This is a genomic window from Micromonospora sp. DT201 (assembly GCF_049841575.1).
Classification (GTDB): domain Bacteria; phylum Actinomycetota; class Actinomycetes; order Mycobacteriales; family Micromonosporaceae; genus Micromonospora.
Genome location: NZ_JBNCKP010000001.1, coordinates 22,818 through 36,034, shown reverse-complemented (window position 1 = coordinate 36,034; position 13,217 = coordinate 22,818). Strand labels below are relative to the sequence as shown.

Below are 13,217 nucleotides of genomic sequence, written 5' to 3'. Positions count from 1 at the left end.
GCAACCCGGGTGGTGCGCTCACCGGAATGGGGCGCCCCGCAGGTGGTTCGAGACTGGGATGGCGGACGCCGTTGGTGTCGTCTGGGTGGTGCACACCGTTGGCCTGGTGGCCGTTGGCGCGCGCCGGCGGATCGAGGTCACTCGGCAGCCCGACCAGGGGCGATGGCAGGTCGCCATGTCGGGTGGAAGAGGTGCGCCAGCCGGACGCGGGGTCGGGCTGCCAGCGTGGCGCCTCGTCCCGGGCATCCTCACGATCGGCGGCTCGGGGCCACCCGCCCGCCGGGGGCGCCCACCCGCTGACGGGACGACCCGGGTCGTCGTGCTGACCCGCTCCGTCACCGTGCTCTCCCGGGGTGGCGGCTCCGGGTTGCCCTGTTTCACTCACCGCGCGCTCCTTGGTCGCCCCCGCTGAGGCTACCGTGTGCCGAGAGTGGCGATAAGTTACAGCGGCGGGCCATTTCCACGACGGGGGTCACGGGCTTCGCCCGGTCTGGGGGGAAAATGCCGGCTCGTACGGAGAACTCGGAGGATCCCATGACCGCTGCGGGGAACGGTGCACAGACCGCTGGCCGGCCCACACGCCTGCCCCGCTCCGCACGCCGAAAGCAGCTTCTCGCTGCGGCGCAGGAGGTGTTCGTCGCGCAGGGCTACCACGCCGCCGCGATGGACGACATCGCCGAGCGGGCCGGGGTCTCGAAGCCGGTGCTCTACCAACACTTTCCCGGAAAGATGGATCTCTACCTGGCGCTGCTCGACACGCACTGTGACGCCATCGTCGCTCAGGTGCAAGATGCGATGCGCGGCACCAGCGACAACAAGGAGCGGGTCGGCGCGTCGGTTCGGGCGTACTTCGACTTCGTCGACCACGAGAGCGAGGCGTTCCGCCTCGTCTTCGAGTCGGATCTGCGCAACGACCCGGCGGTGCGGCAGCGGGTGGAGCGGGTCGAGCAGGGCTGCATCGCGGCGATCACCGACACCATCATCTCGGACACCGGGGTGAGCCGGGCGCACGCCGAGTTGCTCGCCTCCGGGCTGGTCGGCGCTGCGGAGACGGCCGCGCAGTTCTGGCTGGCCGGTGGCCGGCAGGTGCCGAAGGCCGAGGCCGAGGCGTTGGTGGCCGCGCTCTCCTGGCGAGGCATCGCGAGCTTCCCGCTGCAAGGTGAGTCAGCCTGACCGCTGACCCCGTGATCGGATAGCCTTCGCAGGGCGGTTCTTTCGCCCCAGTTGAGGAGGCACAGTGGAGGTCAAGATCGGCGTGCAGTACGCGCCGCGTGAGCTGGTACTGGACAGCGCTCAGTCGCCGGCCGAGATCGAGCAGATCGTGACCGACGCCTTCGCCGGTAACGGCGGCACGCTCTCCCTGACCGACGAGAAGGGCCGGCGGGTCATCGTTCCGGTCGAGAAGGTCGCCTACGTCGAGATCGCCGAGGCGTCGCCCCGGTCGGTCGGTTTCACCGTCCGCTGACTGGTCCGGCCATCGCGGCAGGTCGGCGTTGGCCACCTGCCGCAGGCCGGCACCGGGCTCGACTCGCCCGGGTGGTCAGTTCTGCAGTCCCAGCGGAGGCCGCCTGCGCGATGCGTGCGGCGGCGAGCCTCCCGTGCAACCCCGGCCTGTCGACCCGGTCGCCCGCGCGATCAGCGCGGTGCTGCGGCCCGCTCGGCCGGCCTCTGCCCTCTCCGCGCATCGGCGACCTCGCGGACGAAAGCCGGCGATCGCGTCGCCGACGCACCTCATCGCCCTCGCCGCTCCTGTGACGCAGATCACAATCATTGCCCCCGCGTGGCGTCTGGCCGGCTGGGAATCGGGACGAGGCCAGGCCTGTTCAGGTAGCATGGAGCAGTTGCCGTGGGCGCCGATCTGATCGAAGCTCTGCCCGCGGCGCGCGTGCGGCCCGGTCCGGCTCGGCAGTCTGCCGCCGACCGTGTGGCCCGCGTCATACCGATCGCGCCCTGAGGACAGGACGGGCGCACCCACGAGAGGGCACCCCCACATCCACATGAGCGAGCTGACTCAAGATTTGATGGACGGCCAGGAACTGGCCCCCACCGCCCCGGTTCGACCGGAGGCCCCCACGTTCGCCGCACTCGGCGCCCGTGCCGAGACCGTCGAGGCACTGGCCGCGGCCGGCATCACCCGCGCCTTCGCCATCCAGGAGTACGCGATCCCGATCGCGCTGCGCGGCGTCGACCTGATCGGTCAGGCGCCCACCGGCACCGGCAAGACCCTCGGCTTCGGCGTCCCCCTCCTCGACCGGGTCTTCGCGCCGGGCGAGGGCAGCGACGGCGTCCCCCAGGCACTGGTCGTCGTCCCCACCCGGGAGCTGGGCATCCAGGTCGCCAAGGATCTGGCCGCTGCCGGCCGGACGCGAGGCGTCCGGGTGCTGCCGATCTACGGTGGCGTGGCGTACGAGCCGCAGATCGACGCGCTGCGTAAGGGCGTGGAGATCCTGGTCGGCACCCCGGGCCGTCTGATGGACCTGCAGAAGCAGAAGCACCTCCGGCTGGACCGGGTGCACGCACTCGTCCTCGACGAGGCCGACCGGATGCTCGACCTGGGCTTCCTCGACGACGTCGAGAAGATCCTGGCGATGCTTCCGGAAGACCGGCAGACGATGCTCTTCTCGGCCACCATGCCGGACCCGATCGTCACCCTGTCTCGGCGCTTCCTGCGCCAGCCGATGACGATCCACGCCGGGCACACCGCCGAAACCGGCCCGTCGCCCCAGACCCAGCAGTTGGTCTACCGCACCCACTCGATGAACAAGGTCGAGGTGGTGGCGCGCATCCTCCAGGCGGAGGGGCGCGGATTGACCATGATCTTCACCCGTACCAAGCGGGCCGCCGACCGGGTCGCCGAGGACCTCGACTTCCGCGGGTTCGCGGTTGCCGCGGTGCACGGTGACCTCGGCCAGGGTGCCCGCGAGCGGGCGCTGCGGGCCTTCCGGGCCGGCAAGATCGACATCCTGGTCGCCACCGACGTGGCGGCCCGAGGGCTGGACGTCACCGGCGTCACCCACGTCATCAACTACGACTGCCCGGAAGACCAGGACACCTACACCCACCGGATCGGTCGTACCGGCCGGGCGGGCGCGACGGGCGTCGCGGTGACCTTCGTCGACTGGGACGACATGCCGCGCTGGCGGATCATCGACAAGACCCTCGGTCTGGACATGCCCGAGCCGCCGGAGACGTACCACACGTCGCCGCACCTCTACACCGACCTAGACATCTCCACCGAGGTCAGCGGCACGCTGCCCACGGCCGAGCGCACCCGGGCCGGGCTGTCCGCCGAGATCGAAGAGGATCTGGGTGGGACGACGCGCCGCCGGGGCGACAGCGGTGGTCGGGCCCCCCGACGTGGTGAGAGCCGCAGCGAGGGTCGTGGAGAGCGCCGTGGTCGGGGCGACAGCCGTCGCGACCGCTCCGACGCCGGCACGCCCGCCGTCGCCGAAGCGCCCGTCGACGCCGCCGAAGAAGGCACCCGTACCCCGCGCCGCCGGCGTCGCCGCCGGGCCGGCGATGCGGTCGTGGGCGAGCCGACCGCGGTGATCGCCGCCGACGCCGGTCCCGCCGAGCCGGCCGCCGCCGCTGACGGCGAGCCGTCGAAGCCGCGCCGCCGTCGTCGCCGCCGTAGTGGCGGTTCCGACGCGGGTACGCCAGCCGAAGCGACCGCAGACTGACCAGCAGCAACACCTGACATCCCCCGCACCGCCTCGCGCGGTACGGGGGATGTCGCCTTCCCACCCCGCCTGCCGAAGATGGAACGATGCCGGAATCACTGGACGCCGCCCTGACCGAAGTTCGGGCGTTGCTGCTCGACCCTGCGCTGACCCGGGCGGTCGCCGCCGGACGACGCCGTGGGCGCCATCCCGTGGTGATTCGGGCCGAACTGCGGCCGGTGACGCTCAAGGCCGGCCCGCGGCTGCAGATCGCCACCTCCGACGGCACGCGCCCGTACACCCGCAACGTCGCCCTCGGTCCGGAGACAGTCCAGGCCATCGACGAACTGCTGGCCGAACCGTTCGGCAACTGGCACGTCGAGACGACCAACGCGACGCTGCAACTGCGGGTGACCAAGTCCGGCGAGGCGCAGGTGCACCGAGCCGCGACGTCCCGCCCCGCGGCGACCACGCCGGGTGGGAATGACCGGACGAAGGAATACCTGCTCGACCCGGGTGACCCGATCTTCGCCGAGATTGGCGGCTCGGCAGCCAAACGCCGCCAGGTGGACGCGTTCCTCCGTGCCCTGGCCGCGACCCTGCCCGACGACCTGACCGGTCCGCTGCGGGTGGTCGACCTTGGCTGCGGCAACGCCTACCTGACGTTCGCCGCGTACCGCTACCTATCGAGCCGAGGGCTCGACGTCCAGCTGATCGGCGTGGACGTCCGGGAGGACCAGCGGCGGCGCAACACCGAGCTGGCGCAGCGGCTGGGCTGGGCCGAGCAGGTCAGCTTCGTGGCCGGCACGATCGCCGACGCTGTCGTCGACCCCGCCCCCGACCTGGTGCTGGCGCTGCACGCCTGCGACACCGCCACCGACGAGGCGTTGGCCCGGGCGGTGCGCTGGGAGGCCCGCTGGGTGCTGGCCGCGCCGTGCTGCCACCACGATCTGGCGAAGCAGCTCCGCGCCCACCCCGCACCGGGCCCGTACGACCTGCTGACCCGGCAGGGCATCCTGCGCGAGCGCTTCGCCGACGTGCTCACCGACGCGTTGCGGGCCGGGTTGCTGCGGGTGCACGGGTACCGCGCCGAGGTGGTGGAGTTCGTGGACTCCCAGCACACGCCGCGCAACCTGCTGATCCGGGCCCGCCGTACCGGCGCTGCGGCAACTGAACCGCAACGCGCGGAATACCGCGAGTTGGTGGACCAGTGGCGGGTCACGCCCCGGTTGGAGACGCTGCTGGCCGCCGGCGAGCAGTCGACCGGCCAGCAGCCGGCGGCCTAGGCTCCTGGGCAGAACACCTAGCGACGCTTGTCGCCGCGATCCCGGCCACCGTTGCGCTCGCTGGCACCACGGTCGAGGACCGTCACCCGGTCGCCACCGCTACGCTGACCCGCCCGCTCGGTGTCGCCCGGGGCGATGGGGAACGGCACCACCTTGCCCGCGCTCTCGGCGTTGCCGGCGGCGGTGAAGGCGTTCCAGGAGATGTCGACCAGCAGCTTCTTCACCTCCGCGTGCCGGATCGCGGCGTTGTGCTGCAACGCCATCCGGGCGCCCAGCATCACGCCTACCAGCGTGGTGGTGATGGCGCCGGTGGCTGCCAGCACCTGGAGACCGGTCGCCGAGTCGGTGCGGAGCACCAGGATCAGCAACCAGATCCAGAACGTGGCAGCGAAGACGCCGGCCTTGGCGACGAAGAAGAGGCTCACCGCACCGGGCTGGTACGGCTGGGGACGGCTCGTTTCGGCCATGGTGCTCCTCGGGCGGTGGTCCGGTCGAACACGGCAGGCGAACAAACGCGATGCCGGGGCGGGCACCGAGCTTATTGGAAAAACGATGGTGATCGCTCAGTCCCACCTTGGTGTATGCATCCTGACTGATGCGAAGTCCCGTCCATGGGACAGTTTGTGCGATCAGTCAGTTGTTTCCGCCCCTGGGGGTACTACCCTCGGAAGTCACATCGTCCCAGTGCTCCGGCAGGAGGGGAAGACACACAGGGATGGGATCCGCCGACGCAACACCGCAGATGGCCTTCGCCCGCTTCGTTCGGCGCGCCATCGACGACGCCCGCGACGAACGTGGCTGGACCGTGACCGACCTCGCCGCACACACCGGCGTGGGCCGCTCCACCGTGTTTCGTTGGCTGGCCGGTGACTGGCACGACTATCCCGAGTTGGCCAAGGTGCGCGGCTTCTGCGGCGCACTCGACCTGCCGGTCGCTGCCGCGTTCCGCGCGCTCGGGCTGCCCGACGTCGGCCCGGCGCCCCGCCGTCGCCACGACGACGGCCCGGTCGAGGCGGACGTCCGCGCCATCCTGGATCGGCTGGCCGACCCGACAGTCCCCGCCGAGGAGAAGCACCACATCCGCGACCTGCTCCGCTACCTGGCCCGCCGCCCCATCAGCCGCGCCGGCTGAACCGACCAGCTCAGGGGACGGTGAGGGTGAATTCGGCGGTGTGGACGTCGGCCCCCACCTGGAAGTCGAGGTAGAGGCGGTAGCGGCCTGGGCCGGGGGTGGTCAGCCAGAACTTGACCTGGCCGTCCACCAGCTCCGGCTCCGGGTGCACGTGCAGGTAGCCGAGGTCGCCCTCGCGTAACGCCACCAGATGCCCGTACGCCCCGAGGTAACGCTCCAGCGGGGCGGCACTGCCAGCGCTGTCGACCCGGAAGGTCAGCGGCACGGTCGCTCCGGCCTGCGGGGTGCCCTGATAGCCGACGGTGAACCCGTCCACGGTCGTCGAGGTGGCCGGACCTGGCAGCGGCCGGGGCTGGTAGACGCCGGGCGCGACCAGGTCAGTGCCGAGGGTCACCGCGGTCTGGGCGCCATCGTCGGCGACGACGGTGAAGTCGGCGTACGCGCGCCAGACGCCGGGCTGCGCGAGGGTCAGCGGCACCGACCAGGTGCCGTCCGTCGCCATGGTCGGGTGCAGATGCTGGTAGCCGGTCAGGTCCCGGCGGACGACGATGAGGTGCATCGGCTTGTCGTGCACGACCGCGAAGCGAGTGACGGGGCGACGTTGCACGTCGCGCACCTGGAAGCGGAGTTGACCGGGGCGACCGGCCGCGAACTCGGTGCCCAGGGGTGCCAGGGTGAACCCGGCGGAGCTGACCGCCAGACCGCCCGAGTCGGTGGGCGCGCCCTGATCGGTGCTGGTGGCGGCGCCGTGGCTGTGTGGCCCGATGCCCGGCGGGTCCGTGTGCCCGGCCGTCAACGACGGGCTGCCCATGGTGGCACCGTCGACGTTCAACCGGCCGAGGCCGAAGCCGAGCAGCACCGCCAGCACCAGCCCGCCGACCACCAGCGCCAGCCGGAGTGTGCTCTGGTCCGGCGCGGCGGAGACCTGGTCAGGCACCACCGGCTCGGCGGAAACCTGGTCAGGCACCACCAGCTCGGTAGGAACCTGGTCAGGCACCACCGTCGTGGCGGCGGGGTGCTGGTCGGTCATGCCGCCCACGGTACCGTCGTGGCGGGCCTCTCCAGGCCGACGCCCGGACGGCGTGGCGCCTGTCGCATTCGGCGGTGCCCGGGAACTATTCGGCCCGACCGGGCGAGGCCGGGGCCACAGGTGCGAGCAGCACGGCAATCCGGCGCCGACCGCCGCGAGCGGCAGCGGGTCAGCCGGCCACGGCGAGGGCGAGTGGGAGCACGCCGGGTGCGCCGGCCCGGCGCAGCGCCCGGGCCACCAGCGTCATCGTCCAGCCCGAGTCGATCAGGTCGTCGACGAGCAGAACCGGGCCGTCCAGTCCCGCCACGGCGTCGGCCAGGTCAGCGGGCACGACGAAGGTGTCGTGCAGCGCGCGTACCCGTTGGGCGCTGTTGCCGCGCGGCCCGGCTGGGCCGCCCGGACCGGCCGGGGTGACCTCACCGAGCAACGGCAGCCGGCCCACGGTGGCGATCCGCTCGGCGAGCGACCCGACCAGCCGGGGCCGTCGCCGGGAACCGACCGCAACCACCGCCAGCGGCCGGCGCGGCCACGGGTCATCGCCGTGGGCCCACGCCTTCAGCACCTCCACCGCCGCGCCGGCGACATCGTCGGGCACCGGTGCGTCAGGCGCCTCCGGGCCGACGAGATCACGCAGCCGACCACCCCAACCCAGATCGGAGAGGCGCCCGACGGCCCGACCCGGCAGCGCCTGCTCCGCGGGGGCGATCCGGCCCTTGAGGGGTACGCCCACCGCGTCCAGACCGGTCGGCCAGAGCTTCTTCGGGGCGATCTCGACGCCGGGTCGGCCCAGGAAGGTCTGCGCGGCGGCGAGCGCGGCCGTCGACACGTCGGCGGAGAAGAGCGGGTCGGCGCATCTGTCGCACCGGCCGCAGTCGGCCGCCCCGGTGTCGTCCAGGCATTCCCGCAGATACCTCATCCGGCAGTCGGTCGTGGTCGCGTACTCCCGCATGGCCTGTTGCTCGACGGTGCGTGCCTCGGCGACGCGCCGCAACCGGGCCTCGTCGTAGGTCCAGGTCTCGCCTGTGGCGAGCCAACCACCGCGCACGCGGCGGACCGCGCCGTCCACGTCGAGCACCTTGAGCATCAGCTCCAACCGGGCCCGGCGCAGGTCGACAAGTGGTTCGAGGGCCTGGGTGCTGAGCGGGCGGTCGGTGTGCAGCGCGGCCAGCACGGCACGCACCTGCTGCTCCGGTGGGAACGCCAACGACGCGAAGTAACGCCAGATCGCGGCGTCCTCGGCGCCGGGCAGCAACAGCACCTCGGCGTGCTCGACGGCGCGGCCGGCGCGGCCGACCTGCTGGTAATAGGCGATCGGCGACGGCGGCGCGCCGAGGTGGACGACGAAGCCCAGGTCAGGCTTGTCGAAGCCCATGCCGAGTGCGCTGGTGGCGACCAATGCCTTGATCTTGTTGTCGAGCAGGTCCTGCTCGGCGGCGCGCCGGTCGGCGTCCTCGACCTGGCCGGTGTACGACGCCACCGGGTAGCCCCGGGAGCGCAGGAACTCGGCCGTCTCCCCCGCTGCGGCCACGGTCAGCGTGTAGACGATGCCCGAGCCGGGCAGCTGGTCCAGGTGGTCGGCGAGCCAGGCCAGCCGGTGTGCAGGGCTGGGCAGGTCGAGGACGCCGAGGCGCAGCGACTCGCGGTCCAGGGTGCCACGCAGGATGAGAGCGTCGCCCAACTGCTCCGCCACGTCCTGGGTGACGCGGGCGTTGGCCGTGGCGGTGGTCGCCAGCACTGGGGTGCGCTCGGGAAGGTCGCTGAGGAACGTCCGCAGTCGCCGGTAGTCCGGCCGGAAGTCGTGCCCCCAGTCGGAGACGCAGTGTGCCTCGTCGACCACCAGCAGGCCGGTTGTCGCGGCCAGCTTCGGCAGCACACCGTCGCGGAAGTCCGGGTTGTTGAGCCGCTCCGGGCTGATCAGCAGCACGTCCACCGCACCGGTCTGGATCTCGGCGGTGATCTCGTCCCACTCGTCGAGGTTCGCCGAGTTGATCGTGCGAGCCCGGATGCCGGCCCGGGCAGCTGCCTCGACCTGGTTGCGCATCAGCGCCAGCAGCGGCGACACGATCACGGTCGGGCCGTGCTCGCCGCCCTCGCGCAGCAGCGCGGTCGCGACGAAATACACGGCCGACTTGCCCCAACCGGTGCGCTGCACGCAGAGCACCCGCCGTCGGTCGACGACCAGTGCCTCGATGGCCCGCCACTGATCTTCCCGCAGCCGGGCGTGGTCGCCGGCCAGCCGGCGCAGCACCGCCTCGGCCCGCTCCCGTACCGCCGCCCGCTCGTCGCCCATCCGGCATTTCTACCAGCAACGACGGACTTCCCTTGTTGATCAAGAGGTTTGCGTCAGGATTCGGCCGAGGATGACGCAAATCTCTTGATCAACAAGGGCTGGGTGCTCAGCGGCCGAGGACCGAGCCCCCGTTGACGCCGAGGACCTGGCCGGTGACGTAACCGGCAGCCGGGCTGGCGAGATAGCGGACGGCCTCGGCAATGTCGTCCGGCAGCCCGGCACGCCCGACCAGGGTCGCCGCCACCCGCTTCGCGTGCCCCTCGGTGGTCATCCGGTCGCCGAAGAACTCGGTTTCGGCGACATAGCCGGGGCTCACCACGTTGACCGTGATCTGTGCCGGTCCAAGCTGAGCGGCCAGGTCGTACGCCCAGCCGTGCAGGGCGGCCTTCGCCGCCGAGTACGCCCCACCGCCGCCACGCTGGGCGGCGATCGAGCTGACCAGGATCACCCGGCCGCCCGGGCTGCGCAGGGTGGGCCGCAGCGCCTCGGTGAGCAGCACGGCGGTGAGCACGTTGGCGTCGAGGTTGGCCCGCCAGTGTGCGGCCGTCCCGGCCAGTGTGCCGGTGTCTCCGCCCAGGTAACCGCCGGCGTTGTTGACCACCACGTCGACCGTCCGATCACCGACCGCCATGAGGACGGAGTCAAGCTGCTTCGGGTCGGTCAGGTCGGCGGTAACGGCGGTGACGGCGTCGGCCCGACCACGGTCGAAGGAGATGCGTGCGGCGGTATCCGTCAACACGTCCGCCCGCCGCCCGACGATCAGAACGTCGTACCCGTCCGAAGCGAGCACCCCCGCCACGGCCGCGCCTATCCCGGTCCCGCCCCCACTGACAACCGCAACCCGCGAGTCCATCTCCTCGACCTTCCTGCAGAGAAACCCCGTCGATCATGAAGTTATCGGCAGCCGACACGGCGTGTCGCGGCAATAACCTCATGATCGACGCGGCTCAATTCAATGGAATCAGCCGGCCGGGGTTTTGCGGGGTTTTAGGGCGCGGGTCAGGTGGGACAGGCGGGGGGCGAGGCTGGTCAGGCCTCCTGGGAAGAAGTAGACCGCCAGGATGAAGACCGTGCCCAGGACGAACAGCGGCTGGCTCAGCGGCTTACTCAGGACGGCCGGCAGTGAGTCCACCGCGTCGCTCGTGCCGAATGCGGTGAGCCGGTGGTCCAGGTACATGTAGAGGACACCGCCGAGCACCGGGCCCCACCGGGTGCCTGGCCCGCCGAGCACCACCATGACCAGCAGCGACAGGGTCAACTCCGAGGAGGTGATGTGCGGCGACGCGCCGCCGACGATCAGCACGTAGACCACCCCGCCCGCCGACGCCAGCCCGCCGGCCAGGGTGAACGCCACAAGCTTGTAGCGGTACGGGTCCAACCCGAGGACACCGATCCGCCGCTCGTCGTCGCGCAGCCCGGCGAGCACCCGACCGGTCGGGGAACCGCTCACCCGGTGCACCACGAAAACCACAAGCGTCAGGTACGCCAGCGCCAGCCAGTACAGGTTGACGGTGTTCGTCACCCCCACCAGCCCGGCGGGCAGGCCGGACACGTCCAGCGGCAGGCCCTCCTCGCCACCGGTGAGCCCACCGAAGTCGCGTGCGACGAGGATCGCCCCGACCTGCGCGAAGGCCAGCGTGACCATGGCGAAGGCGATGCCCACGGTACGCAGCGCCACCGCGCCGAGCAGCGCGGCGAGGATCGTGCCGCCGGTGATCGTCAGCAGCGCTGCCTGCCACAGCGGGAGGCCGGCCCTGGTGATGAGGATGTCGGTGCCGTACACGCCGGCCGCGAAGTAGAGCGCGTGCCCGAAGGAGAGCATGCCGGTCCGGCCGAAGAGCAGGTCGTACCCGGCGGCCAACCCGCCGAAGATCAGGCAGATGGCGAGCAGTTGCAGGGTGCCGGGCGAGTTGACCGGCCCCTCGAAGATCCCCGGCAGGGAGATCGTCGAGTACGGCAGGATCACGAGGACGACCAGCGCGACCAGCGGCAGGAACGGGCGTACCCGATGCCACCTCCCCCGCTGCGGACTGAGTTCGTCGGGCACCTGCGCGCGAGGCGCGTCGATCACCGTCATGCCGTTGCCACCTTTCCGGCGATGCCCTGCGGGCGCAGCAGCAGCACCACGGCCAGCAGGCCGACCACGCAGATGTCGCCCAGCCCGGACGTGCCGTAGTAGTTGACGAACTGCTGCACCAGCCCGACCACGACCGCCGCGTACGCGGAGCCGACCACCGAGCCCATCCCACCGATCACCACCACGATGAACGCGAAGATCAGCAGTGAGCTGCCCTGCCCCGGTGAGACAGTGCCGAAGTAGACCCCTCCGAGCGCACCGGCTAGCGCGGCGGCCGCCCCACCGATCGCGAAGACCAGAGTGAACGCCTTGCGGACGTCGATGCCGAGCGCGGTAACCATCTCCCGGTTCTCCACCCCGGCCCGGATCACCAGGCCGTACCGGGTCCAGCGCAGGAACGACAGGATCGCACCGAGCACCAGCACCGCCGCGATGATCAGCAACAGGCCCCCGTTGGGCACCTGCGCCCCGAGGATCCCGGTCACCTGCCGGGTCCAGTCGGGGCGCGGGAACGGCCGGGCGTCCGCACCCCAGGTGGCCTGCAGAAGCGCCACCCCGGCCAGGGACAGACCGACGGTGACCAGCACCTGCTCGATCGTGCGGGAGTAGAGCGGGCGGATCAGCACCAACTCGACCAGGATCGCCACCAACGTGCCGGCAGCCACCCCGAAGGCGACCGCGAACACGAAGCCGAACCCGTCGGAGCCGGCACCCGGCAGGTTGCCCGCCGCCCACCAGGTGCCGTACGCGCCGACGCCGAGGAACAACCCGTGCGCGAAATTCAGCACGTCGGCCAGGCCGAAGACCAGGGACAGACCGGAGGCGACCAGGAAGTACAGCGCCGCCAGGCCCAGCCCGGTCAACGCCAACAGGATCACGGTGCCCATCAGTGCGCGTCCTTTCCGGCCACCGGAGCGCGGTCCGACCCGGCCTGGTGGTGTGCCTCACCGGTGCCGACGCCGAGCAGCGACCTGGTCAGCGCGGTCTCCAGTAGCAGCTCACGGGCATCGCCGGTCCAGGCCACCTTGCCCGCCGCGAGCACGACCGCATCGCGGGCCAGCCTGCGCACCACTGCCAGGTTCTGCTCCACGAGCAGCACCGGCACCGACTCCGCGACCCGTTCCAGCACCTCGGCCACCTCGGTCACCACCTTCGGCGCCAACCCCTTGGTCGGCTCGTCGACAAGCAACAGCCGGTTGTCGTTGAGCAGCACCCGCCCGATCGCGAGCATCTGCTGCTGCCCGCCGGAGAGCGAACCGGCCCGTTGCCGTCCGCGCCGGTCCAGCTCCGGAAAGAGCGCGAAAACCTTGTCGTACGCCGGGCTAGTGCCGCGCCGCTCGGCGAGCCGCAAGTTCTCCGCGACGGTGAGGCCGGCGAACACGCACCGGTCCTCGGGCACGTAGCCGAGCCCACCGCGGACCAGCCGGTGCGTGGGCCGAGCCAGCAGGCTCTGCGCGCCCATCCGGATCGTGCCGCGGACCTCCCCGGCAGCCGGGGTGAGGCCGACGATCGCGCGCAACGTAGTGGTCTTGCCGACGCCGTTGCGGCCGAGCAGGACTGTCACACCGGTCGGGGCGACCGTGAAGGACACCCCTTGGAGGATGTGCAGCCCGGAGATCCGGACCGACAAGTCCTCCACGCTGAGGATCGGTTCCATCAGAACCGCCTCCGTTCGCGACTGCGGGGCTCGCAAACCCAGCTCACTCCTCGCGCTCACAGAGCCACCTCCGTTCGCGACTGCGG

General features: G+C 71.5%; 13 protein-coding genes. 6 read left to right on the top strand and 7 right to left on the bottom strand.

The features are described 5' to 3' along the window. Positions 1-58: 58 nt before the first annotated feature. The 5 genes from ACLQ28_RS00165 to ACLQ28_RS00145 all read left to right on the top strand — a co-directional run bounded on the left by ACLQ28_RS00165 (position 59) and on the right by ACLQ28_RS00145 (position 4,945). Positions 59-412 (top strand): hypothetical protein, encoded by a 354-nt coding sequence (locus ACLQ28_RS00165; protein WP_425684784.1) that lies wholly within the window; start codon positions 59-61, stop codon positions 410-412. Between the two features lie 122 nt (positions 413-534). Then, entirely contained in the window at positions 535-1,173 is a 639-nt protein-coding gene (locus ACLQ28_RS00160) for a TetR/AcrR family transcriptional regulator (protein ID WP_110563158.1), read from the top strand. Positions 1,174-1,237: 64 nt separating this feature from the next. Further along, complete coding sequence (locus ACLQ28_RS00155; RefSeq protein ID WP_110563159.1) at positions 1,238-1,465, top strand: DUF3107 domain-containing protein; 228 nt, start codon at positions 1,238-1,240, stop codon at positions 1,463-1,465. 532 nt (positions 1,466-1,997) lie between these two features. Next, the gene (locus ACLQ28_RS00150) at positions 1,998-3,680 is read left to right on the top strand and encodes a DEAD/DEAH box helicase (RefSeq protein WP_425684180.1); all 1,683 of its coding nucleotides are present in this window, start codon (positions 1,998-2,000) and stop codon (positions 3,678-3,680) included. An 86-nt stretch (positions 3,681-3,766) separates the two neighbouring features. Further along, a complete protein-coding gene (locus ACLQ28_RS00145) occupies positions 3,767-4,945 on the top strand; it encodes a class I SAM-dependent methyltransferase (RefSeq protein ID WP_425684179.1) in 1,179 nt (392 codons plus the stop codon). 17 nt (positions 4,946-4,962) lie between these two features. Here ACLQ28_RS00145 and ACLQ28_RS00140 read toward each other — a convergent pair whose 3' ends face one another. After that, the gene (locus tag ACLQ28_RS00140; protein WP_425684178.1) at positions 4,963-5,412 is read right to left on the bottom strand and encodes a hypothetical protein; all 450 of its coding nucleotides are present in this window, start codon (positions 5,410-5,412) and stop codon (positions 4,963-4,965) included. A 248-nt stretch (positions 5,413-5,660) separates the two neighbouring features. Between ACLQ28_RS00140 and ACLQ28_RS00135 the strand changes: the two genes are divergently transcribed. Next, entirely contained in the window at positions 5,661-6,077 is a 417-nt protein-coding gene (locus tag ACLQ28_RS00135) for a helix-turn-helix domain-containing protein (protein ID WP_425684177.1), read from the top strand. Between the two features lie 10 nt (positions 6,078-6,087). Here ACLQ28_RS00135 and ACLQ28_RS00130 read toward each other — a convergent pair whose 3' ends face one another. From ACLQ28_RS00130 to ACLQ28_RS00105, 6 genes are all read right to left on the bottom strand, one after another. Continuing rightward, on the bottom strand, positions 6,088-7,107 hold the full coding sequence (locus ACLQ28_RS00130; protein ID WP_425684176.1) for a hypothetical protein: 1,020 nt from the start codon (positions 7,105-7,107) through the stop codon (positions 6,088-6,090). Positions 7,108-7,276: 169 nt separating this feature from the next. Further along, positions 7,277-9,397 (bottom strand): RecQ family ATP-dependent DNA helicase, encoded by a 2,121-nt coding sequence (locus ACLQ28_RS00125; RefSeq protein ID WP_425684175.1) that lies wholly within the window; start codon positions 9,395-9,397, stop codon positions 7,277-7,279. Between the two features lie 106 nt (positions 9,398-9,503). Continuing rightward, positions 9,504-10,250 (bottom strand): SDR family NAD(P)-dependent oxidoreductase, encoded by a 747-nt coding sequence (locus ACLQ28_RS00120; RefSeq protein WP_425684174.1) that lies wholly within the window; start codon positions 10,248-10,250, stop codon positions 9,504-9,506. 108 nt (positions 10,251-10,358) lie between these two features. Then, positions 10,359-11,474, bottom strand: coding sequence for a branched-chain amino acid ABC transporter permease (locus tag ACLQ28_RS00115; protein WP_425684173.1), 1,116 nt, complete (start codon positions 11,472-11,474; stop codon positions 10,359-10,361). Beyond that, on the bottom strand, positions 11,471-12,361 hold the full coding sequence (locus tag ACLQ28_RS00110; protein WP_425684172.1) for a branched-chain amino acid ABC transporter permease: 891 nt from the start codon (positions 12,359-12,361) through the stop codon (positions 11,471-11,473). Before ACLQ28_RS00110 ends, ACLQ28_RS00115 begins: the two co-directional genes overlap by 4 nt. After that, the gene (locus ACLQ28_RS00105) at positions 12,361-13,131 is read right to left on the bottom strand and encodes an ABC transporter ATP-binding protein (RefSeq protein ID WP_425684171.1); all 771 of its coding nucleotides are present in this window, start codon (positions 13,129-13,131) and stop codon (positions 12,361-12,363) included. The genes ACLQ28_RS00110 and ACLQ28_RS00105 overlap by 1 nt, the downstream gene beginning before the upstream one ends. Between the last annotated feature and the right edge of the window lie 86 nt (positions 13,132-13,217).